19 protein-coding genes are annotated in these 23,502 nt (G+C 59.5%); 12 read left to right on the forward strand and 7 right to left on the reverse strand.

Annotated features, from left to right (window positions below; genetic code table 11):
- The first annotated feature begins 269 nt into the window (after positions 1-269).
- Positions 270-1,514 (forward strand): acyl-CoA dehydrogenase family protein, encoded by a 1,245-nt coding sequence (locus UIA24_RS11725; RefSeq protein ID WP_065760126.1) that lies wholly within the window; start codon positions 270-272, stop codon positions 1,512-1,514.
- 68 nt (positions 1,515-1,582) lie between these two features.
- On the opposite strand, the gene UIA24_RS11730 is transcribed toward UIA24_RS11725, so the two are convergent.
- Positions 1,583-2,989 (reverse strand): LLM class flavin-dependent oxidoreductase, encoded by a 1,407-nt coding sequence (locus UIA24_RS11730; RefSeq protein ID WP_330522899.1) that lies wholly within the window; start codon positions 2,987-2,989, stop codon positions 1,583-1,585.
- 684 nt (positions 2,990-3,673) lie between these two features.
- Here UIA24_RS11730 and UIA24_RS11735 point away from each other — a divergent pair.
- From UIA24_RS11735 to UIA24_RS11750, 4 genes are all read left to right on the forward strand, one after another.
- Positions 3,674-4,000, forward strand: a complete 327-nt coding sequence (locus UIA24_RS11735) for a DUF485 domain-containing protein (protein ID WP_065760128.1) — start codon at positions 3,674-3,676, stop codon at positions 3,998-4,000.
- Positions 3,997-5,664: a cation acetate symporter gene (locus tag UIA24_RS11740; RefSeq protein WP_065760129.1), complete on the forward strand. Its 1,668-nt coding sequence runs from the start codon at positions 3,997-3,999 to the stop codon at positions 5,662-5,664. Before UIA24_RS11735 ends, UIA24_RS11740 begins: the two co-directional genes overlap by 4 nt.
- A gap of 108 nt (positions 5,665-5,772) precedes the next feature.
- A complete protein-coding gene (locus UIA24_RS11745; RefSeq protein ID WP_330522900.1) occupies positions 5,773-7,038 on the forward strand; it encodes an OprD family porin in 1,266 nt (421 codons plus the stop codon).
- Positions 7,039-7,198: 160 nt separating this feature from the next.
- Positions 7,199-7,984: a sulfite exporter TauE/SafE family protein gene (locus UIA24_RS11750; protein ID WP_330522901.1), complete on the forward strand. Its 786-nt coding sequence runs from the start codon at positions 7,199-7,201 to the stop codon at positions 7,982-7,984.
- A 954-nt stretch (positions 7,985-8,938) separates the two neighbouring features.
- On the opposite strand, the gene UIA24_RS11755 is transcribed toward UIA24_RS11750, so the two are convergent.
- From UIA24_RS11755 to UIA24_RS11765, 3 genes are read right to left on the reverse strand one after another with little or no spacing between them, the layout of a single operon-like run.
- A complete protein-coding gene (locus tag UIA24_RS11755) occupies positions 8,939-10,261 on the reverse strand; it encodes a TRAP transporter large permease (RefSeq protein WP_330522902.1) in 1,323 nt (440 codons plus the stop codon).
- Entirely contained in the window at positions 10,258-10,791 is a 534-nt protein-coding gene (locus tag UIA24_RS11760; RefSeq protein ID WP_065761740.1) for a TRAP transporter small permease, read from the reverse strand. The genes UIA24_RS11755 and UIA24_RS11760 overlap by 4 nt, the downstream gene beginning before the upstream one ends.
- A gap of 6 nt (positions 10,792-10,797) precedes the next feature.
- Positions 10,798-11,817: a TRAP transporter substrate-binding protein gene (locus UIA24_RS11765; protein ID WP_330522903.1), complete on the reverse strand. Its 1,020-nt coding sequence runs from the start codon at positions 11,815-11,817 to the stop codon at positions 10,798-10,800.
- Between the two features lie 332 nt (positions 11,818-12,149).
- Between UIA24_RS11765 and UIA24_RS11770 the strand changes: the two genes are divergently transcribed.
- Positions 12,150-13,409 (forward strand): OprD family porin, encoded by a 1,260-nt coding sequence (locus UIA24_RS11770; protein WP_330522904.1) that lies wholly within the window; start codon positions 12,150-12,152, stop codon positions 13,407-13,409.
- Between the two features lie 43 nt (positions 13,410-13,452).
- Here the strand turns inward: UIA24_RS11770 and hpaR are convergent, their stop codons facing one another.
- From hpaR to UIA24_RS11785, 3 genes are all read right to left on the reverse strand, one after another.
- A complete protein-coding gene (hpaR, locus tag UIA24_RS11775; protein ID WP_102051772.1) occupies positions 13,453-13,875 on the reverse strand; it encodes a homoprotocatechuate degradation operon regulator HpaR in 423 nt (140 codons plus the stop codon).
- A 98-nt stretch (positions 13,876-13,973) separates the two neighbouring features.
- Positions 13,974-15,239: a serine hydrolase domain-containing protein gene (locus UIA24_RS11780; protein ID WP_330522952.1), complete on the reverse strand. Its 1,266-nt coding sequence runs from the start codon at positions 15,237-15,239 to the stop codon at positions 13,974-13,976.
- 463 nt (positions 15,240-15,702) lie between these two features.
- Positions 15,703-15,999, reverse strand: coding sequence for a DUF3077 domain-containing protein (locus tag UIA24_RS11785; RefSeq protein ID WP_330522905.1), 297 nt, complete (start codon positions 15,997-15,999; stop codon positions 15,703-15,705).
- Positions 16,000-16,694: 695 nt separating this feature from the next.
- On the opposite strand from UIA24_RS11785, the gene UIA24_RS11790 reads away from it, so the two are divergent.
- The 6 genes from UIA24_RS11790 (at position 16,695) to UIA24_RS11815 (ending at position 23,502) form a co-directional block, all read left to right on the forward strand.
- On the forward strand, positions 16,695-17,690 hold the full coding sequence (locus UIA24_RS11790) for a tetratricopeptide repeat protein (RefSeq protein ID WP_330522906.1): 996 nt from the start codon (positions 16,695-16,697) through the stop codon (positions 17,688-17,690).
- Positions 17,691-17,917: 227 nt separating this feature from the next.
- A complete protein-coding gene (locus tag UIA24_RS11795) occupies positions 17,918-19,048 on the forward strand; it encodes a colicin E3/pyocin S6 family cytotoxin (protein WP_330522907.1) in 1,131 nt (376 codons plus the stop codon).
- 8 nt (positions 19,049-19,056) lie between these two features.
- Positions 19,057-19,296 (forward strand): pyocin S6 family toxin immunity protein, encoded by a 240-nt coding sequence (locus UIA24_RS11800; RefSeq protein ID WP_065758488.1) that lies wholly within the window; start codon positions 19,057-19,059, stop codon positions 19,294-19,296.
- Positions 19,297-19,444: 148 nt separating this feature from the next.
- Entirely contained in the window at positions 19,445-20,446 is a 1,002-nt protein-coding gene (gene dusA, locus UIA24_RS11805; RefSeq protein WP_099775384.1) for a tRNA dihydrouridine(20/20a) synthase DusA, read from the forward strand.
- Positions 20,447-20,570: 124 nt separating this feature from the next.
- Positions 20,571-21,497 (forward strand): transaldolase, encoded by a 927-nt coding sequence (gene tal / locus UIA24_RS11810; RefSeq protein ID WP_065758486.1) that lies wholly within the window; start codon positions 20,571-20,573, stop codon positions 21,495-21,497.
- A gap of 85 nt (positions 21,498-21,582) precedes the next feature.
- Complete coding sequence (locus UIA24_RS11815) at positions 21,583-23,502, forward strand: alkaline phosphatase D family protein (RefSeq protein ID WP_330522909.1); 1,920 nt, start codon at positions 21,583-21,585, stop codon at positions 23,500-23,502.

The following is a 23,502-nucleotide window of genomic DNA, read 5'->3' on the forward strand; positions in this document are numbered from 1 at the left end:
AGGCAAGCTGCTGATCATCTGTTGCCGGGCAAACACTTGCGCGCAGCAGGCCATTGCCGACATGCCTGCACAGCCTCCTGACGCAGCTGTTGCCTGGGCAGCAGCAGTTCCACAACGTGCCCGCCAGCCGACATCAGAAAGCAGCCAGAACGTGCCAGACACCACGGATTACGGGCCCTTCCATGCTGGGCATGGCCTGTGCATTACACCGTAGGACAGCGACCAGACCGGTTCGCGGCTTTGTTTAATGCCCTCACAGGAGCGACAGCATGACTGCCCAGCAACAGCACATTCCGCACCCCCTCTCCACCGGAACCGACTATGAACAACTGGCCGCGCGATTCCGGCCGATTTTCACCCGCATCGCCGCCGGCGCCCTCGAACGCGAGCGCACCCGCAGCCTGCCCTATGAGCCGGTGAAATGGCTCAAGGAAGCCGGCTTTGGCGCCGTGCGCGTACCGGTGCAATACGGCGGCGCCGGCGCCTCATTGCCACAATTGTTCCAACTGCTGATCGAACTGGCCGAAGCCGACTCCAACCTGCCGCAAGCCCTGCGCGGCCACTTCGCCTTTGTCGAAGATCGCCTCAACGCTCACGCCAACACGCCACAGGACGTCTGGTTCAAACGTTTTCTGGACGGTGACCTGGTGGGTAATGCCTGGACCGAAGTAGGTGCCGTAAAACTGGGACAGGTGATTACCCGTGTCTCGCGCCAAGGCGATCAGTGGCGGGTCAATGGCACCAAGTACTACAGCACCGGCAGTATCTTTGCCGACTGGATCGACCTCTATGCCCAACGTGACGACACTGGCGGCGATGTAATCGCTGCGGTTCGTGTCCAGCAACCCGGCATTACCCTCAGCGACGACTGGGACGGTTTTGGCCAGCGCACCACTGGCAGCGGCACCTCGGTGTTCGATAACGTTGTGGTCGAAGACGAAAACCTGTTCGACTTCGCCACCCGCTTCAAGTACCAGACAGCGTTCTATCAGTTGGTACTGCTGGCGGTACTGGCGGGCTCCGGTCGCGCAGCCGTACGCGACATCGCCGAAGAAGTGCGCAAACGCACGCGCATTTTCAGCACGGGCAATGCTGCAGCGGCCAGTGACGATGCCCAGGTTCAGCAGGTGGTCGGCAAGGCTTCGGCCCAGGCCTATGCCGCCGAAGCCACGGCACTGCGTGCTGCCGCTGCCGCGCAGCGCGCCTACGAGAGCCACTTTGGCAATGATGCTGAAGCTGAGCGCGCAGCCAACATCGCCGCCGAGCTGGAGTCGGCTCAAGGCCAGGTCGTCATTGCCGAGCTGGTCCTGCGCGCCACCAGCGACCTGTTCAACGCCCTCAGCGCTTCAGCCACCAGCACCAGCAAACTGCTCGACCGTCATTGGCGCAACGCCCGCACCGCCGCCTCGCACAACCCGCTGATCTACAAGGAACGGATCATCGGTGACTGGGAGATCAACGGCACCGAACCACCGTATGTCTGGCAGATCGGTGGGGGTGCTAAACAGGGCTAATGCAAACGCCCCCTCGTCACATCGACGAGGGGGCGGCTCAATCATCGTGGCCTGTTATCCCGCCGGGATCAGGCCAGTACTGAAGCGTCTTCTTCACGTGCCGCCAGCGCGGCGAGATCGCGGTAATCGGCAGCAGGATGGTTCTGCGGCAAGCGCGGGCCTTCGCCGAAGAGTTTTTCGCGCAGGGTGCCAGGGGCGTACTCCGTCTTGTAGACACCGCGCTTCTGCAACTCGGGCACCAACAGTTCGACCACATCGGCGAAGGTTTCGTGAGCCAGGGCATAGGCCAGGTTGAAACCATCCACGTCGGTTTCCTCAACCCATGCCTGCAACTCATCCGCCACCGTTTGCGCACTGCCCACCAACAGCGGGCCAAAGCCGCCAATGCCCACCCAGTCGGCCAACTCTTTTACGGTCCATTGCTTGTTCGGGTCGGCCGTGGAGAACGTTTCGACCGCCGACTGAATAGCGTTGGTATGGATGTGCTTGAGGACCTGATCCGGTTGGTACTCGGAAAAGTCGATGCCGGTCCAGCCCGAAATCAGGGCCAAAGCGCCTTCATAACTGGTGTACGACTTGTAGTCCTGCCACTTGGCCTGGGCCTGGGCATCAGTTTCGCCGACGATCACCGTCAGCAGGTTGAAGACCAGCACCTTGCGCGGATCGCGACCGGCTTCGGCAGCACGCCGACGAATGTCCGCCACGGTCTTCTTCAGCAAGATTTTCGACGGAGATGCAACAAACACACATTCAGCATGCTCCGCCGCGAACTGCTTGCCACGGCTGGAGGCCCCCGCCTGATACAGCACCGGAGTGCGCTGTGGAGACGGCTCGCAGAGGTGAATGCCCGGAACCTGGAAATGCTTGCCGGCATGCTTGATGCCATGGATCTTGCTCGGGTCACTGAAAATACGCCGCTCACGATCACGCTGTATCGCACCCTCCTCCCAACTGCCCTCAAACAGCTTGTAGAGCACTTCAAGGTACTCGTCGGCATAGTCGTAACGGGCATCGTGATCGCTCAGGGCTTTCTGCCCGAGGTTACGCGCACCGCTGTCCAGGTACGAGGTGACAATGTTCCAGCCAATACGCCCCTTGGTCAGGTGGTCGAGGGTGGAAAGGCGGCGGGCAAACGGATAGGGGTGCTCGAAACTCAACGACGCGGTCAGACCGAAACCCAGATGCTCGGTCACCAGCGCCATCGGGGTGATCAGCGCCAGCGGATCGTTGACCGGTACCTGGGTCGACTGACGGATCGCCGCATCGCCATTGCCGTTGAACACATCGTAGATACCGATGACATCCGCGATGAAAATGCCGTCGAAACGGCCGCGCTCCAACAACTTGGCCAGGTCGGTCCAATACTCCAGGTCCTTGTACTGCCAGGAACGGTCCCGGGGATGCGCCCACAGGCCAGGAGATTGATGACCGACGCAGTTCATCTCAAAAGCATTCAAACGAATTTCACGGGGCATGGGGGTTCTCCAGTACGCAACAGGTTCTACGCCACATCAGGCGCTCTTGCCGAGTACGTCTCACAAACCATGCCAGCTACTTAGTTCTTTATTATCAATAACTTATACAAACAAAACGATCGAATGCCTGTGTAACCCGCGACACCTTGTTGATCCACTGTACGTGAGACAACAGCACGCCCATGTGTTTGCAGCAAGACAGCATGTGCCGGGCGGAAGCCGTAAACCCTGAATTTTCGAGGCAAAATATATAGTACTAATACTATACAACGCAGGTAGTACTTCCATAATTGACCGACATTGTTATATAAGGTGCGCGGAGCCATCTGCGCTGCTTCCCACCGACAAGGGTGCAGCAAACATCAAGAGCTAATAATCAGCCACCGGGTGCCAGTTATGTCGATCTTCACACAGGGACCAGTCCCTGCACGCGCGCGTCTTATTACCTTCAATACGCTCTACCCGAGCGAACCTGGCGCCGGCTTTTCCCACATTCCCCCGTTTTGATCAGTCGATTCCGAGTGAGCTGAAACGCTGCGCGACATGATTCCGCCGGCGTAACACAGCACTCGACGCTTACCCGTTTTTCCTGGCGAAAGGCTGCTGCCCATCGCCACGACGCCGTGCACCCAAAAAACGGCTGCAGGGCACACCAGGCAATAAAAAAAACAAGGAGCCACACCGATGAAAAACGCTGAGCTGTCCCATGCGCAGAGTTGCGACCGCATCCGCGCCAACCCCAAATTCCAACGCCTGGTACGCAGCCGTTCGCGCCTGGCCTGGTCATTGAGTGCCGCCGTGCTGGGCGCCTACTACCTGTTCATGCTGGTGGTCGCGTTCTACCCGCACGTGCTGCATGCCCCTCTGGCCGAAGGCCGCCAACTGACGGTAGGGATCCCGGTCGCGGCGGCGATCATCGTGCTGTCCTGGCTGCTCACCGGCTGGTACGTGCGCAGCGCCAACACCCGCTTCGACGCACTGAGTGCCGACCTGCTGGAGGAGTTGAAATGAGCCGTCGCCTCGCCTCCCTTGGCCTTGCCAGCCTGCTGCTGGCACCGGCCGCTGCTTTCGCAGCACCCCTCGTCGTGGCGGAAAAACAGCCGATCAACCTCCACGCCATCGGTATGTTCTTCGTGTTCGTCCTTGGCACCTTGATGATCACCTGGTGGGCTGCACGGCAAACCAAGTCGACCTCGGACTTCTACACCGCTGGCGGCGGCATCAGCGGTTTCCAGAACGGCCTGGCGATTGCCGGTGACTACATGTCGGCGGCCACCCTGCTGGGCTTGTCCAGCCTGGTCTTCGCCAAAGGCTATGACGGTTTCATCTACACGGTGGCGTTCTTCGTCGGCTGGCCGATCATCACCTTTCTGATGGCCGAACGCCTGCGCAACCTGGGGCGCTACACCTTCGCCGACATCGTCTCGTACCGTCTGGACCAGACCAAAATCCGCACCTTCGCAGCCTTCGGCTCGCTCACCGTGGTGTGCTGCTACCTGGTCGTGCAGATGGTCGGCGCGGGTCAGTTGATCAAGCTGCTGTTCGGCCTGGACTACTCCACCGCCGTGATGGTGGTTGGCGTGCTGATGCTGGTCTATGTGATCTTCGGCGGCATGATCGCCACCACCTGGGTACAGATCATCAAGGCCGTACTGCTGCTGGCCGGCGGCACGACCCTGGCCCTGCTGGCCATGGCCGAGTTCGGCTTCAGCTTTGAAACCCTGGCAACCCGCGCGGTTGAAGCCCACGCTACGGGCTGGAACATCATGGGCCCCGGCTCGATGCTCGCCGACCCGATCAACGCGGCTTCGCTGTCGCTCGGCCTGGTGTTCGGTATTGCCGGCCTGCCGCATATCCTGATGCGTTTCTTCACCGTGCCGAACGCCAAGGAAGCCCGCAAGTCGGTGTTCTTTGCCACCGGCTTCATCGGTTTCTTCTTCCTCGTGGTCATGGTGCTGGGTTATGCCGCGATTGTGATCGTCGGCACTGACCCGCAGTTCTATGTCGGCGGCGACCTCAAAGGCGCCCTGATCGGCGGCGGCAACATGGTTGCCATGCACCTGGCCAAGGCCGTGGGTGGCAACCTGTTCCTCGGTTTCCTCTCGGCCGTGGCCTTCGCCACCATCCTGGCCGTCGTGTCGGGCCTGGCCCTGGCCGGTGCGTCGGCGATCTCCCACGACCTGTATGCCACCGTACTGAAGAAAGGTACCGCCAGCGAAAAAGACGAGATGCGCGTAACCCGTATCGCTACGGTCGGCTTGGGCATCATCGCCATCCTGCTGGGCATCCTGTTCGAGAAGCAGAACGTCGCCTTCCTGGTGGGCCTGACCTTCGGCATCGCCGCCTCCACCAACTTCCCGGTACTGATCATGGCCATGTACTGGAAAGACCTGACCACCAAGGGCGCCCTGGCCGGTGGTTTCGTCGGCCTGTTCACCGCCCTGACCCTGGTGATCCTGTCGCCTGCGGTCTGGGTGTCGGTGCTTGGCAATGCGCAGGCGATCTACCCGTATGACCACCCGGCCCTGTTCTCCATGCCACTGGCCTTCCTGGTGATCGTGCTGGTGTCCAAGCTCGACCGCAGTGCGCAAGCCGCCCGCGAACGTGCGGCGTTCGACGACCAGTTCGTACGTGCCCAGACCGGCCTGGGTGCCGCCACGGCAGTCGCCCATTGATCCGCGTAAACCGCTGACCGTATCACCTGCAACCACCTGCACCGATCGCAACCGCGACCGGTGCAGGCCATGCCGTCCCCCATTCAATAACAATAAAAGGGCTTTACCATGTACCGCACGCATCCCATCGCTACCCGCCTTTTGGTTTCGGCAACGCTGGCCGGCCTCTGCGCACCTGCCAACGCAGAGTTTCTCAAGGACAGCAAAGCCAACCTGGAGCTGCGTAACTTCTACTTCAACCGCGATTTCCGCCAGCACAACGCGCCCCAAAACAAGGCTGAGGAATGGGCCCAGGGCTTTCTGCTGCGCTATGAGTCCGGCTTCACCGAAGGCACGGTCGGCTTCGGCGTCGATGCCATCGGCCTGCTCGGGGTCAAACTCGATTCAAGCCCGGATCGCAGCGGCAGCGGCCTGCTGCAACGTGACCGCGAAGCACCACACCGCGCTCAGGACGAGTACGGCGAACTGGGCATGACCGCCAAAGTACGCGTCTCCAAGAGCGTACTGAAAGCCGGCACGCTGCTACCCAAGCTGCCAGTGCTGATGGCCAACGACTCTCGCCTGCTGCCGCAAACCTTCGAGGGCGGGCAACTGAACTCGCAGGAAATCGACAAGCTGAACGTCGACCTCGGTCAGGTGCGCCAGGTGAACCAGCGCGACTCCACCGACTATGAAGACATGGCCATCACCACCGGTGGGGCGAAGAACATCAAGGCCCGCAGCACTAACAGCGACCAGTTCAACTTCGCCAACCTCACCTACAAGTGGAGCGACAGCCTGAACACCACCTATGGCTACGGTGGGCTGGACAACTTCTACCGCCAGCATTTCCTTGGCCTGAACCACGTACTGGCACTGGGTGAAGGGCAATCGCTGAAAAGCGACCTGCGTTTCGCCCGCTCCCTTGATGAGGGTGGCAGCAACGTCGACAACAAGGCATTTGGCGCGATGTTCACCTACGGTATCCAGGGCCACGCATTTGGCCTGGGGTACCAGCGCATGAGCGGCGACACCGGTTTTGCCTACATCAACGGCGCCGACGCATACCTGGTGAACTTCGTGCAGATCGGTGACTTCGCCAACAAGGACGAACAGTCCTTGCAGGCACGCTACGACTTCAACTTCGCCAGCGTGGGCATTCCCGGCCTGACCTTCATGACCCGCTACCTGCAGGGCGACAACATCGACCTCGGCGCCGGCAAGCCTGAAGGCAAGGAATGGGAGCGCGATACCGATATCGGCTATGTGGTCCAGAGCGGTACGCTGAAAAACTTCGGCATCAAATGGCGCAACGCTACCGTGCGCACCAGCCACTTTGGCAACAAGCTGGACGAGAACCGCCTGATCCTGAGCTACAGCATCGCGCTGTGGTAACGGCCGCGGCCATCACCTGACGCAGCAACAGGGGCATTGACTCCAATGCCCCACTCAACATCTGGTTATAACCTAATAGCACATAATTATATTTGGCTATAAAAAAAGCCGTTATGCTTCTCGCGCCCCGCTCACAGCTCGTCTGGTGCTTAGATAGATTATGGATGCAGGTTACTTAGGTTTTTCCGTTGCAGGCTTGGTTGTCGGTTTCATCGTCGGCATGACCGGCGTTGGTGGCGGATCGCTGATGACTCCGATCCTGCTCTGGTTCGGCATCAACCCGGCTACGGCGGTAGGCACCGACCTGCTCTACGCTGCCATCACCAAGGGCAGTGGCGTCTGGGTTCATGGCAAGAACAAGAACATCGACTGGAAAATCACCGGCTGGCTCGCGCTCGGCAGTGTTCCAGCCGCAGCGCTGACACTCTGGTTCCTCACCACCCTGCACACTGACACCCAGGCCTTGAACGCGGTGATCAAGCAGGGTCTGGCCGTGGTACTGGTACTGACGGCACTGGCGATTCTGTTCAAAAGCCGCTTGCAGGCCTTCGCCAGCAAACACGCCAGCGACCACTACCACCTCAGCGACAAGACCCTGAACATCCTGACCGTGATCACCGGCATCGTGCTTGGCATCATGGTTTCCCTGACGTCCATCGGCGCTGGCGCCTTGGGCACCGTGGCACTGTTCCTGCTCTACCCGTACCTGGCTACCCGTCGCCTGGTCGGTACCGAAATCGCTCACGCCGTGCCCCTGACCCTGGTCGCCGGCCTAGGCCACGCCAGCATGGGCAACATGGACTGGACCCTGCTGGGCTACCTGCTGCTTGGCTCGCTGCCCGGGATCTACATCGGCAGCCACCTGACCGGCCGTATCTCCGACAACGTACTGCGCCCCTGCCTGGCCTGCATGCTGCTGCTGATTGGCTACAAACTGGCCTTCTGATCACGATACCGGCGACGCCATCGCAGGCAAGCCTACTCCAACAAAGCCCGCGCACGCAGTAGAAGCGGGTCTTGCCCGCGATGCAGCCACCGCGAACCCACTGACACCCCACCGACGCCATCGCAGGCAAGCCTGCTCCAACAAAGCCCGCACAAGCTGTAGGAGCCGGGCTTGCCCGCGATGCAGCCACCGCGAACTCACTGACACCCCACCGACGCCATCGCAGGCAAGCCAGCTCCAACAAAGACCGCGCAAAGCTGTAGGAGCGGGTCTTGCCCGCGATGCAGGCGCCGCGTACTCGCTGAGACCCCACCGACGCCATCGCAGGCAAGCCAGCTCCAACAGACCCCGCGCAAAGCTGTAGGAGCCGGGCTTGCCCGCGATGCAGACACCGCAAACCCACTGACACCCCGCCGAAGCCATCGCAGGCAAGCCAGCTCCAACAGAGCCCGCGCAAGCTGTAGGAACCGGGCTTGCCCGCGATGCAGCCACCGCGAACCCACTGACACCCCGCCGAAGCCATCGCAGGCAAGCCTGCCCCAACAAAGCCCGCGCAAGCTGTAGGAACTGGGCTTGCCCGCGATGCAGCCACCGCGAACGCACTGACACCCCACCGACGCCATCGCAGGCAAGCCTGCTCCAACAGAGCCCGCGCAAGCTGTAGGAACCGGGCTTGCCCGCGATGCAGGCGCCGCGAACTCACTGACACCCCGCCGAAGCCATCGCAGGCAAGCCTGCTCCAACAAAGACCGCGCAAGCTGTAGGAGCCGGGCTTGCCCGCGATACAGACGCCGCGAACTTGCGGACACACCGCCGACGCCATCGCAGGCAAGCCTGCTCCAACAGAGCCCGCGCAAAGCTGTAGGAGCGGGTCTTGCCCGCGATGCAAACACCGCGCACTCACTGACACCCCGCCGAAGCCATCGCAGGCAAGCCTGCGCCAACAGGTAGCCGTTAGAAACTCAACAACCACAAGCTGAGAGCGGGGAACGCGACCAGCAACACAATGCGCAGTAGGTCCGAACACAGGAACGGGACGATACCTATCGCGGTTTCACTGTAAGGCACGTCGCGCGCGGTGCGCTGGACGATGAACAGGTTCATGCCCAGCGGAGGGTGAATCAGCCCGATCTCCACCACCATCAAGGCCAGAATGCCAAACCAGATCGATTTTTCCGAGGCGTCCAGGCCATAAAAATCCAGGCCCATGATCATCGGATAGAAGATCGGGATGGTCAGCAGAATCATCGCCAACGAGTCCATCACACAGCCCAGCAGCAGGTACAGGCCAAGGATGACGGCCAGCACCAGCATCGGCGCAAGACCACTGTTGATCACCCACGCGGCCAACTCCGTAGGCATCTGGGTCAGGGCCAGGCCGGAGTTGAGCAGGTCCGCGCCCAGCAGCACGAGAAAAATCATCGCCGAGGTTTCTGCCGTACCCAACAGGCTCGCCCGAATACCGTCCCAGCGCATGCCGCCTTGCTGAACCGCAAGGATGCCGCAGGCCGCCGCACCGATCGAAGCCGCTTCGGTGGGGTTGGCCCAACCACCATAGATGCCGACGATCACCACCAGGAAAACGCCAATTACTGGCGACACCTGAACCAGTGCCTTGAGCCGCTCCACCCGCGTCGCCTTCGGCGACACCGTGGCCTGGCTTTCGTCACGGGAGACCATGATCCGCAACACGATCATGTAACCGATGATGGCAACAACCCCCGGCACGATCGCCGCCACAAACAGCTTGGCAATCGATTCCTGGGTCAGCACGGCATAGATGATCAACGGCACAGACGGCGGAATCAGAATACCCAGGGTGCCACCGGCAGCAACGGTAGCGGTCGCCAGACGACCGGAATAGTTGTGCCGGCGCAGCTCGGGCAATGCCACATGGCTCATGGTCGCTGCCGTGGCCAGGGACGACCCGCAAATCGCCCCGAAACCCGCGCAAGCACCAATCGCCGACATGCCCATGCCGCCCTTCCAGTGGCCGATGAACGCCGACGCACAGCGAAAGATCGAACGTGACAGGCCACCGTGGGTGGCGAACTGGCCCATCATCACAAACAGCGGGATGACTGCCAGGTCGTAGTTGGACAGGCGCGAATAGGCCAGATCATTGAGGGTGAACAACAGGCTCGACAGATCGCCGTTGTTCACCGCCCAGAAACAGGCCGCGCCACCGATCAGCATGGTGATGCCAATGTGCACCCGCAGCAACAACAGCACCATGGTAATGGACAGCGCAATCAGACCCAGGCTCAGACCGCTCATGCGCGACCTCCCATACGGTGGAAAATGTCGGCAATACGCGCCAGCGCGCAAACACCCAATAGCACCAGGCTAGGCACGATCAGCATTAACGGAATCCACAGCGGGAACGACAGCAATGTGGTGACATCGCCGTTCTCATGGTTGTCGAACATCTGCTGTGTGGTGCGCCAGGCCATAATCCACGCCACGGCGCAGCACAGCAGGTGTGCCAACACATCCAGCAGGTCACGCACCCGTGCTGGCAACCACTGGGTCAGCGCATCGACCTTGATGTGCTGACCGCGCAGCTCGCACAACGGCAGGAACGCAGCGATGGCAAAGGAGGCACCCACCTCCATCAACTCCATGTCCCCCCGGATCGGCGCCGAAAACAGCTTGCGCCCGACAATGGAAACCAGCGACATGCCGATCAATGCCATGAACGTCAGCCCGCCGGCCAGGGCAAAGCCCTGGGCCAGCTGCATCAAGGCCCTTCGGCCACTCCCCTGTGTTACGTCCGAGGCGACGTTGAAGTCCAAGGATTCGTTCATGGGCGGTTACTGCGCTGCGCGGGAGAGCTTACGCACGCCGTCCACCAGCGCCTGGCCGTCGAGCCCCTTGCCGGCCACTTCCTTGACCCATTGATCGACCGCCGGCGCAGCCGCCGCCTGCATGTCGGCGTAGGCCGCACCATTGATTTCGACCAGGCCTTCAGCCGGGGTAGCGTCGTGGGCGCGGTCCATGGCGTTGTCCCAGGAGTTGGCAAAGCGTTCGGACAACGCCTTGCCGCTGTTGCGCTCGATGATCGCCTGCAGGTCCTTAGGCAGGCTGTCGAACTTGCGCTGGCTCATCAGCATGGCCAGTACGGTGTAACCGAAGGCCGGCTGCCCGGCCGGCGTGGCGCTGTGGTACTGGGTCACTTCATTGAGCTTGGTCGCCGGCACCACTTCCCAGGACGCCAGAGCGCCATCCACCACACCTTTGGAAATGGCTTCAGTCATCTGCGCGGGCGGCATGCTCACCGGCGTAGCGCCCAGGCTTTCGATGGTCTTGGCGGCGGTACGGCTGGAAGCGCGCAGTTTCAGGCCTGTCAGATCCGCCAGGTTCTGCACTGCCTTGCCGCGCGTGTGCAGGCTCATGCCGCCGTCACCGTGGATCACCAGCACCTTGTAGTCCTTGAAGTCGTCCTTGGCGTACTGCTCGTAGTAATCCCAGATGATCTGGTTACCAACCTTGCCGCCATAAGGCAGCACGAACGGCAGTTCCAGCGCCTCGACCCGCGGGAACTTGCCGGCGGAGTACGACGGGCCGGTCCAGACGATATCGGCGACCCCGTTACGGGCCATATCCGCGAGCTTGGCCGGCGTGCCGCCCAACTGCATCGACGGATAGAGCTGGCATTGCAGGCGGTCCTGGGATTCCTGGCGCAGCTGATAGCACCACGGCTGAATGATGTTGACCTGAGCGTTGGAGGTGGACGGCAGGAAATGCGCGACCTTGAGGGTGTAGGTCTCGGCATGAGCCGACAGGGCACCTGTCATCGCCATGCACAGGGCGGCAGCTTTGATTTTCTTCATTGTGGTAGCTCCGTTTTGTTTTTGTAGTCGTGTGCGCAGCCGTGGTTCGCGCCGGCATGGGAGGCATTGATACGTTAACAGGTTAATTTTATCAACCAGCTCGTCACGTCTGAAAATGAGCTGAAGCTACCAAAAATCCCGACAAAAAATTTAATAACTCTTAAAAATCAGTTAATTAGCCTGATTAATCTGTTTTTCAAAGGAAGCTCCTTCGGCTAAAAATCTAAAAAAATGTTGTTAACAGCTTAACAAGTAGCTAACTTTCAGCCGCAAGCCCCTACCGCGCAAAGGGGCCTTCATTCCAAAAACAAAAATGCCTAGAGATAACAATAATGATAAGGAAATTGGGCTCACTGCCCCTGCTCTCCTGTGCCATCGCCAGCAGTTTCAGCGGCGTCGCACTGGCCGATTTCATCGGTGACAGCACCGCACGCATCGAAGCGCGCAACATGTACATGAACCGCGACTTCCGTCAGGACAATGCCCCTCAGGCCAAAGCCGAAGAGTGGGCACAAGGCTTGACCGGCCGCTTCGAGTCAGGCTTCACCGAAGGCACGGTGGGTTTTGGGGTGGATGCACTCGCCCAGGTCGGGATCAAACTCGACTCCAGCCGTGACCGCCGTAATACCGGCCTGCTGCCCTATGGCCGGCAAAGCCTGGAGCCGGAAGACAACTACAGCGAACTGGGCATGACCGCAAAACTGCGGGTATCGAAAAGCGTGCTCAAGGTGGGGACGTTGCAGCCCCTTCTGCCCGTAGTCTCGTATAACGACACGCGCCTGCTCTCCTCCACCTACTCCGGCGGCCTGCTGACCTCGCAGGAAATCGACGGCCTGACCCTCAACGCCGGGCGCCTGGACAAGATCAACCTGCGCGACTCATCGAGCAACGATGAGATGAACTACGGCGGCGTGGAAAGCGACCACCTCGACCTGGCCGGCGGTAGCTACAACCTCACCCCGAACCTGACGGCGAGCTACTACTTCGCCAAGATGGAAGACATCTACCAGCAGCACTTCGCCGGCCTGGTACACACCTGGAAACTGGGCGAAGGCGTCAGCCTGAAAACCGACCTGCGCTACTTCAGCACCGGCGAAGACGGCGAGAAACGCTTTCGCGGTGCGGCACGGGTCAATGGCGGGCACATCGACAACCGCTTCTTCAACGGCATGACTACCCTGGCGGTGGGTGCGCATAAATTCGGTTTGGGCTACCAGAACCTGTCGGGAGATGGCGACTTCGCGTTCCCGGGCGTAGACCCGTACTCGGTCAACCTGGTGACCTACAACGCCTTCACCAAAGCCGAGACCGACGCCTGGCAAGCCCGTTACGACTATGACTTCGCGGGCCTGGGCATTCCCGGGCTGGCTTTCATGACCCGCTACGTCAACGCCAAGAACGTCGAGACTGCCGCCGTGCAGGGCGGCACAGAGTGGGAACGCGATACCGACCTGGTCTACACCTTCCAGGACGGCTCACTGAAAGGCCTGAACATACGCCTGCGTAACGCGACCTTCCGTTCCGGTGACGGCCTGAAAACCGCAATCGACGAAAACCGCATCATCCTCGGCTACACGCTGGCACTGTTCTAACTTGACGCGCACCTGCCCGCAACCCTGGGCAGGTGCGACACACTCAGGGCTTGATCTGCTTGAGCTCTTCCAGCAAGCCAAGCAGTTGCTGCAGCTTCTCCTCGCCCATCTGCTGCTGAATGCGCCGATAGTTCGCCTCCACCTCGTCAATCATGGACACGAAGCACTGCTGCCCCTTTGCCGTCAGATTGATCATGACCCGCCGCTGATCATGGGCAAGCTTGCGCCGGCTGACGATACCGTCGCGCTCCAGACGCCCCAGCACCCCGGTCATGCTCGGCTTGAGAATGCAGGCCTGCTCCGCCAACTGATAATTTTCCATCTCGCCCTGCTGACGCAGAATGCGGATGACCCGCCATTGCTGCTCGGTGAAACCGTGCTGGTTGAGCAATGGCCGAAAGAACGCCATGGCTGCTTCGCGGGCCTGTAGCAGGGCGAGCGTGAGAGAGGGGCTGGTAACGGGCATGAGGGGTAATGGGCTCCGACGTGTTATGAGTTATTCAACGGCGCTGACACCAGACTGCCCAACAGAGGGTGCAGCGTCAATTGAATAGCGGCCTGACCCTACCGGCTCATCAGGTACTTGGCCACGGCATGGTAGGCCGGCAACGACGTCGCATCGTTGGCCGCGTTGGCGGCGACGGGATGGCTGGCGAACCGTGCGATCACCACCTCGGCCTTTGGATCAACATAGAGTGCCTGGCCATAGACACCTCGCGCCATGAATGCACCATGCTCGTTATGGGTGTTCCACCACATGTCGTGGTAGCTCCAGCCGGCCAATGTGGCGTAGCCGGCCTTGGCAAAGGCCTCCTTGCTGGCACCGCGGCGAATGTCATCGACGGCCGCTTTGGGTACGACCTGCTGCCCGTTGTACCGCCCTTCGTTGCGGATCATTTCACCGAACCGGGCCAAATCACGCAGCCCCGCATTGAAACCACCACCTGCAAACGGCGTACCCGTGGAGTCGACGGTCATGTAAGCGTCCTGCTCCGCCCCCAGCTTGCTCCAGATACGCTCGGAAAGCAGCTGCGCGACGTTTTTACCACTCACCCGCGCCAACACCCAGCCCAAGGCATCGGTATTGGCCGTGCGGTAATGGAACGCCTCACCGTGAACCCCTTCTGGCTGCACGGTTTGCAGGAACTCGTAGTACGAACGCGGGCCGGTGTAGTCTTTCGGCTTAGGCAGAGGGCTACCGGCGGCAGCATGCGCCCACACTTCAGCCTTGGGGTCGGCGTAGTTCTCGCTGAAGCGTATGCCCGCGGTCATGTCCATCAACTGGCGCACGGTCGCACTGCCAAACGCCGACTTGCCCAGCTCTGGCACGTACTCAACCACCTTGCGCTCAGGATCAAGCGTGCCCTCGGCCACCATCATCGCCGCCAGCGTGCCGATGAACGTCTTGGTCACTGACATCCCTGCATGCTGCCCTTCGGGCTTCAATACGCCGAAATAGCGCTCGTACACGACGCGCCCTTTGTGCAGCACGACGATGCCATCGGTGTAGTTCGCCAACAACGAATCGCGCCAGGTCATCGAGCGGTCGCTGCCCATCGGGACAAAACTCACCTCATCAATGCCCGCCTGCAGCTCACGCTCGAGCGTGTTGGGTGCACCAATGCCACGCGACACATTAATCGTCGGCATCAACTCCCTGAAGTGCGCGACACTCCAACGCCACTGCGGATACTGGAAGTAACTGCCATCTTCGAAGCGAATAATACGCTCGGGTGGGGGTGGCGACCCGACCATCCAGCCCATTTTGACTGGATCACTCTCCAGCGCATTGGGGGTGGGTGGGCTACTGAATGCAGCACTCGGCATCATCAATGCCAGCACTGCACACACGAAAGGAACACGAACAGCGCGTTGCATCCGACCAAGCTTCATAGCTCAACTCCCTTTTGGCTTATCGCCACCATACCGATAACCGCCTAAAGCCGCTCGCTTTAGCGTGCCATGATATGGCGCCGTACCGCGATCAAAACACGGCCGTTTGGATTAGGTATGCAGATGCTGCGATGGCGTCGGCGGGGTGCCTGTGAGTGCGCGGCGCCTGCATCGCGGGCAAGCCCGGCTCCTACAGAACTGGCGCGGCCCCTGTTGGAGCAGGCTTGCCTGCGATGGCGTCGGTGCGGTGTCCGTGAGTGCGCGGCGCCTGCATCGCGGGCAAGCCCGGCTCCTACAGCTGGCGCGGGCTCTGTTGGAGCTGGCTTGCCTGCGATGGCGTCGGTGGAGTATCAGTGCGTTCGCAGCGCCTGCATCGTTGGCAACATGCACTGTCTTTGGCTTAAAAAGCCTCGCCGCAACCCTCGATCAACGCATCCACAACCGCCTTGGCGCTGCTCAAGGTATGCCGAAGCAGCCAGGCAGCATTGCCCTGCAGCGGCACGTCGCCCATCGCCGCGTCATACAGCACGCCCTGCATCGTACCGAGCAATTCAGACACACTCTCCAGCGCATCAGGCATGGCGACACCGGGCACAACAGCGAACAACTTGCCCTGCTTTGCTGCGTCGCCAGTGCCATGAAACAACGCACCTCGGCCGGTACTAATAACGAACCTCTGCCGCTCTTCAGGCGTCATTGGGCACCGCCTTGCCTGGCTGGCGGGCAAGCGTTGGGCATGAGGGTGTGGGGATGGGAGAGGCTGAATATCTGCATGATGGGCTCCAAGTTTGCTCTGGAGCTGCCACGATCCTTCCTACGGGATTGGGTGGCAGCTGTGCATGGGGTAGGAATACCGGGAGACTTGGAACCCGGCCAGGCCGAAGCCTGCCCACACACAGCCGCCATAACGCGAACCACACGCTCAAAAAAGATGCGTGCAATCGCTATGGAGACGCGATGTGCGCCAAGTTATCCAACGGGTTCCTACGCCCGGCCACGGGATTGACCGTGACTTTCGCTGACGAGTCAGCGACGGGCGAACCATACCGAGCCTGACCGCAGGCTGCAACCCGGTTTACAGCACGGGTTCTGCACACCTCGCCATGACCGCACATGCTGCACAAGGGATGGTGCAGCGTGACAAAGAGCATCCAGGTCGCTACAGAAAAATACTACAAAGCATTAAGCAATAAACCTACAGCAGACTGTGAAATTCCTGACGCGAAGTGCGGAAACTGACGAATGCCGAGGTGAGTACACTGTGTAAAAATCGGAAACTTTCATACAAGTCAGCCCCCAGCACTTGCTAGTAGTACCTCCAGACAACTCAATCACTCAACGACACACTAAAAACCAACCAACAATAAGACCAACACCGACCTGGGATACCACTTGAAAAACCACAACCTCCTATTGCTAATCACAGCAACGCTGCTCACAGGCTGCTCAACAACACCAGATGAGCCCGACCTGAACAGCACACTCCCCACTCTATCGCTACAAACATTACTCCCTACCGCAGCACCTAACGATTACTGCAACAGCACGATGGATAGCGACATCCTCTATGGAACCGGCCAATTCTTATACGACGCCAAAATATATGCACTAGCCGAAAGCTGCCTTATTATGGCCGCACCCAAACACAAAAGAGCACTTTGCTATTTATCTAGCATGGCCGAGCAAGACCAATCAAAACCCGAAAGCGAAAGAAACACTAAAGCATTCAACTACATGGCTTACTCCGCATCAAAAAATGATTCATGCGCAGCGTACGGCATGTACCAGACCTATCTATACGGCCAACGCGGCCAAGAGCGTGATGAAACACTAGCACTGCGATGGCTAGAACGTTCGGCCAAGCTTGGAGACCCCGAGGCACAAAGAACACTAGCCTTTCGTTACGAAGAAAAAGGTGATTTGGCCGCGAGTTACGCCTGGACAAAAATATTCAACAACAATGCAGACACTACAGACTTTCTAAAAAGCCTTATGACCCCCAAACAAATTTCAGCGGGCGAAAAACTATACAGCACACTCGAAAAAACGGTCACCAGCAAAAAATCTGTACTTGAACAAGGCCTGAAAAACGAAGCAATGATATTTTCGGCAGATATTTACAGAGCAGCTCCAAGCACATTCAATGGCGTGAACACTGAAGAACGCCAGAACTTTGTAAAAACAACAATCGCCACCGCGCGCGAACATGCAAAATTAAAATCACGGGGCAGCGTCGTCAACTACATTATCGTCGCCTGGCACGCCAAGCAAAAACTTCCAGCCACGAAAATTCTGGACAACGAAGAGGTAGTTAAAAAACTAAACAACATCGATCAAGGCATCGACGACACAGTATCTCAAGTACTGGATATTTTAGAAAAAGCCTAGCCACATGCTTACACACTGTGTGCTTTGTTATAAATGCAAGGCACACAGCCTAACGCGCCAACAACCGCCTTGGCGCTGCTCAAGGCATGCCATAGCCTGCCGAGCCGCATGACCTAAATACCCTGTTGCAATCCACCCACAAAAATACACGGTTAAGAGGTCAAATTGACCAGGCCTCAGACTCAGCTGCAACCTTTATGCTTCAAATTAACTGACAGGCACTTCCCATGAAGAAGGACGGTAAAGACGACCCTTTTTTCGAGCCATCCTGGAAACCGAAACGCCCAAACGGTGGTGCCTCATGGGCTGCATGGCAAAAACCGGCTGCGCCAGAGCCGGTGTACATGCCAAAAGATGAGTGGCCACCTCCCAAGCAACGTACTGACTTGGTCTTCGCCAAATCCTGCGTTGCTGAAAACTGGTGCAACACAGATGCGGGGACGGCCACCGAGCCAGCCTCCAACTTCGGCAACGTCATGGTGGTCGCTTCCATGCTTTTGCCTTCCGCGTCAGATGCCATTGCAATGGCCATCGGGGCTGATGCCGGACTCGCCCGTGTTGCGGGTGGCGGTATTATGCAAAAACGTATGACCTGGGCAATACGGGGCACGGGAGGACCGGTTAGCGTTTTTATCTTGGGCATGCTCCCCACGAAAATGGGGGACGGCACACTCCATACTGACGAGCAACTGCGGAGCATGAGTAAGGCCACAACACGGGTGCGCTTTCAGTTCCGACGTGATGCCGAAGGCGTACTACAGATTTACGGCATTCACACCGGCGCGTCAGGTGATGACTCAGTACGCATCGTGCAGGTGAAGTGGAACGCAACCAAGACTGCGTTGGAGGCCGAACTAAATGGGATCACCATCCTCTGGACGCCACCACACAGCTCGTCAAGAATGCCTCCACTGACTTACCCTGACGAAAGCGGCAAGCAACTGGACACCATCCTCGTACACCCGATCCCGGAGAACACGGACAGTCAGCTTGAAGGTCTTCCCGGCGATGACATTACAACCGACGAATGTATTCTGGTCTTTCCTGCTGATACTGGCCTGAAGTCGCTGTATGTGGTGTACGCAAAACCGCTTGGTGGTGACCATAGCTATCATCCACCACCTAAAGGGCTGACGGCGTTCCCTGATGCTGTAAAAGCAGATGCTAAAACCAGAGTGCATGGCGGGGGAGCAATTCGTAGGCGTTGGAAGGACCGTAAGGGTCGTATTTATGAATGGGACAGTCAGCATGGAGCCGTTGAAATTTACGATAAGCAAGGCAAGCATTTAGGTGAGTTTGACCCTGAAACTGGCGAGCAAACAAAACCTGCAAAACCGGGCCGAAAAGTAGAAAAATAGGAGTGTGTATGTACCTGTGTATCAGTGGTTTTTTACCTAACGATCCAGAGGATGACTTGATTAAGTTTGAGCTTGATGTAGATCATTCTTTTAACGATCAAATCGTTCAAGCTCTCGGTCATAAAAGCATTAACGCAATGGCAGAAGGCGAATGGCTGTTAACTAGTGAGCAGGTAGCACGGATTTCAGAAATTTTAGGTCAGAAACTCCCAACCGACTTGAAGTTATTCGTTGGCGTTGAGGTATAGGGATGGTCTGAATGTAGTCGCGTGTTTCTGGTCGAGTTCATCGCACGCCGATTATTAAAACAGCCCTTGCGCAGCCGAAATCACCCTTTTCCTGATAAACTCCACGACAGCCGCAACCGCCCCAATCGTACCTCTACAGACACTCCCAATGCCCTCGAACACCGCCAAAACCATTACACCAGAGCCTTCTCGGCGCTTTTCTGTTGCGCCGATGATGGACTGGACAGATCGCCACTGCCGTTTCTTCCTGCGGCTGCTGTCGCAAAACGCCCTGCTCTACACCGAGATGGTCACCACCGGTGCGTTGCTGCACGGTGATGCGGAGCGTTTTCTGCGTCATGACGAGGCTGAGTACCCGTTGGCGTTGCAGTTGGGCGGCAGTGTTCCGGCGGACCTGGCGGCCTGTGCGCGCCTGGCGCAGGGCGCGGGCTATAACGAGGTGAACCTGAACGTCGGCTGCCCGAGCGACCGGGTGCAGAACAACATGATCGGCGCCTGCCTGATGGGGCATCCGGCACTGGTTGCCGATTGCGTGAAGGCGATGATCGATGCCGTGGATATTCCGGTGACGGTCAAGCACCGTATCGGGATCAATGGCCGCGACAGTTATGCCGAGCTGTGCGATTTCGTCGGCCAGGTGCGTGAGGCCGGCTGCCGCAGTTTCACGGTGCATGCCCGTATCGCGATTCTCGAAGGCCTGTCGCCGAAGGAGAACCGCGAGATCCCGCCACTGCGCTATGACGTGGCGGCGCAGTTGAAGCAGGACTTCCCCGACCTGGAGCTGATCCTCAACGGCGGGATCAAGACGCTTGATGAGTGCAAGGTGCACCTGCAGACGTTCGACGGGGTGATGCTGGGCCGCGAGGCATATCACAACCCTTACCTGTTGGCCGAAGTCGATCAACAGTTGTTCGGCAGCACGGCTGCGGTGATTTCGCGCAGTGACGCGCTGGCCAAGCTGCGTCCGTACATCGCGGCGCACCTGGCGGCAGGTGGTGCGATGCACCATATCACCCGGCATGTTCTCGGCCTCGGCCAAGGTTTCCCGGGGGCGCGCAAGTTCCGCCAGTTGCTGTCGGTGGACATCCACAAGACCCAGGATCCTCTAGGCCTGCTCGATCAGGCCAGCCAGCTTTTGCAAGGGCGCTAAGCCGGGAACCTGTAAACGTTTTACGACTCGAAGGGTTATCGACCTCCTGCCTGCCAGCACGGCCCTTGAGCGGCTGGCAGGGCTCGGGTAATGTCGTAGGAATCGCACAGGACAGAGCACGCTCATGACTTCCAAGCTGGACCAACTCAAGCAGTTCACTACCGTGGTTGCCGATACCGGCGATATTGATGCAATCAGCCGCCTCAAGCCCGTCGATGCCACCACCAACCCGTCGCTGCTGCTCAAGGCTGCGGCGATGCCCGGTTACGCCGAGCTGCTCGACCAGGCCGTGCGTAACAGCAAAGGCGACCTGGGGCTGGCCTGCGATGCCTTCGCGGTGGCCGTCGGCAGCGGTATCCTGAAAGTCATTCCAGGGCGTATTTCCACCGAAGTGGATGCACGCCTGTCGTTCGATGAGCCGGCCCTGCTGAGCAAGGCGCGCCAACTGATCGAGCTGTACGACAAGGCCGGCGTTGGCCGTGACCGCGTACTGATCAAGCTGGCTTCGACCTGGGAAGGTATTCGCGCTGCCGAAAAGCTCGAACGCGAAGGTATCCAGACCAACCTGACCCTGCTGTTCTCTTTCGCACAGGCTGTGGCCTGCGCCGATGCCGGTGTGTTCCTGATCTCGCCATTCGTAGGCCGGATCTATGACTGGTACAAGAAGTCCACCGGCAAGGAGTATGTCGGTGCCGAAGACCCGGGCGTGCAGTCGGTCACGCGCATTTACAACTACTACAAGGCCAATGGCTACGACACCGTGGTCATGGGCGCCAGTTTCCGCAATATCGGCCAGATCGAACAGTTGGCCGGCTGCGACCGCCTGACCATCAGCCCGGAGCTACTGCAGCAACTGACCGACGACCAAGGCGAACTGGTGCGTAAACTCAGCCCGGGCCATGCTGGCGAGCCGCGCCAGCACCTGAGCGAGAGCCAGTACCGCTGGGCCATGAACGAAGACGCGATGGGCACCGAAAAACTGGCCGAAGGCATTCGCCAGTTCGCCCGCGACCAGGAAAAGCTTGAAGCCTTGCTGGCCGCAAAAGCCTGAGGCAATGTGCTGTCGAAGCGGGTTCGCCTGCTTCGACGCCCTCCCCGCGCATGCCCCTCCCCGCCTGAGTTGACCTGAGTTGCCGATGCCCGAAAACCCTACCTTGCCGCTGGTGCTGGCTGGCCCGTTGTTACGCCGCCTGGAACCTTCGCGGTTGGTGATGTGGCTGGTCGCTTCACAGCCGCTACAGCCTGATCTGTTGTTGTACTGCACGGGCACAGCCCCTGTTGAACTGCCCCTGGAAGGCGAGCGTTGCCGCATTGTGCCGATTGGCCGCCATGCCTTTGTGCACTTGATCGACGTGAAGCTGGACACCCCCTTGCCCGTCGATGAAGCGATCGGCTATGACCTGATCATTCACGGCGCCAGCAAGCCGCAGCGTATCGCTGACTGGGCACCGCACCTGCTGTATGACGGCAAGCAACGCCCTGACTTCGTCTTGCGTGCACAACTGGACAACGTGCTGCATGGCTCTTGCCGCAAACCCCACTTCGACGCGGCAGACGGCCTGCTCTGCGCCGACCGGCTGCTGGCGACCGAACACACTGCACGGGCACGCCCGGCACTGCTGATGATGAGCGGCGACCAGATCTACGCCGACGATGTCGCTGGGCCCATGCTGCGTGCTATCCATGCCTTGATTGCTCGCCTGGCGCTGTTCGAGGAGCGTTTGGAGGGCGCGGTGGTCGAGGACAGCACCGCGCTGTACGAACACCCCGCCAGTTACTACCACCGCGCTGACCTGCTGCCGGAAATCAAGAGCAACGAAACCCTGCGCGAGCGGTTTTTCGGCGGTGCCAGCAAACCTATTTTCACCAGCAGCAATGCCGACAATCACTTGGTCACCTTCGCCGAAGTCATGGCCATGTACCTGCTGGTGTGGTCGCCCGTCTGCTGGACGCTGATCGATCCGCAACCGCCAGCACTGACGCCTGAGCGCCAGCAACGTTACGACGATGAGCAAGCCGTGATTCGCAGGTTCGTCGCAGGCCTTGGCCAGGTTGCCCGCGTGCTGGCGCACCTGCCGAGCCTGATGATCTTTGACGACCACGACATTACCGACGATTGGAACCTGTCGGCGCAGTGGGAGGAAAGTGCCTATGGCCACCCCTTCTCGCGACGCATCATCGGCAATGCACTGATCGGTTACCTGCTTTGCCAGGGCTGGGGCAACAATCCGGACGCATTCACGCGGTTACTGGCAAGCTGGCAGGGCCTGGCCGACGGCGCCATGAACGACCGCTACCTGAACAGGCCGCAACAGGATGCGCTGATCGGTGAGTTGCTGCGTTTCCAGAACTGGCACTATGCGCTGCCCAGCACCCCAGCGCTGCTGGTACTCGACACCCGCACCCGCCGCTGGCGCAGCGAGAGCAACCTCAAGCGCCCTTCAGGCTTGCTTGACTGGGAAGCCCTCAGCGAACTGCAACAGGCCCTGCTTGACCACCCTTCAGCGATTATCGTCTCGCCGGCGCCGATCTTCGGCGTCAAGCTGATTGAAACCGTACAACGGGTATTCAGTTGGCTAGGCTATCCGCTGCTGGTGGATGCCGAGAACTGGATGGCTCATCGGGGCGCGGCGCAGGTGATCCTGAATATTTTCCGCCACTCACGCACACCCGGGCATTACGTGATCCTCTCGGGTGATGTGCATTACTCGTTTGTCTACGAAGTGCTGATTCGTCACCGCCAACGCAGCCCACACCTCTGGCAGATCACCAGCAGCGGTATCAAGAACCAGTTTCCACGGCGCCTGCTGGAGACCTTCGACCGCCTCAACCGCTGGCTGTATTCACCGCGTTCGCCACTGAACTGGCTGACCAAGCGTCGGCGTATGGAAGTCATTCCGCGCACCCCGACACACAGCAAGGCTGGCGAGCGACTGTGGAACAGCGCAGGCCTGGGTCAGGTGTTTTTCAACGCGCAGGGGCAGCCGGAGCGAGTTTTCCAGCTCAACGCAGACGGCTCGCCGCCCACAGAGTTTCCTCGCGGGCAACGCCAGTAG

The organism is Pseudomonas sp. AL 58 (assembly GCF_036348395.1).
GTDB lineage: Bacteria > Pseudomonadota > Gammaproteobacteria > Pseudomonadales > Pseudomonadaceae > Aquipseudomonas > Aquipseudomonas defluvii.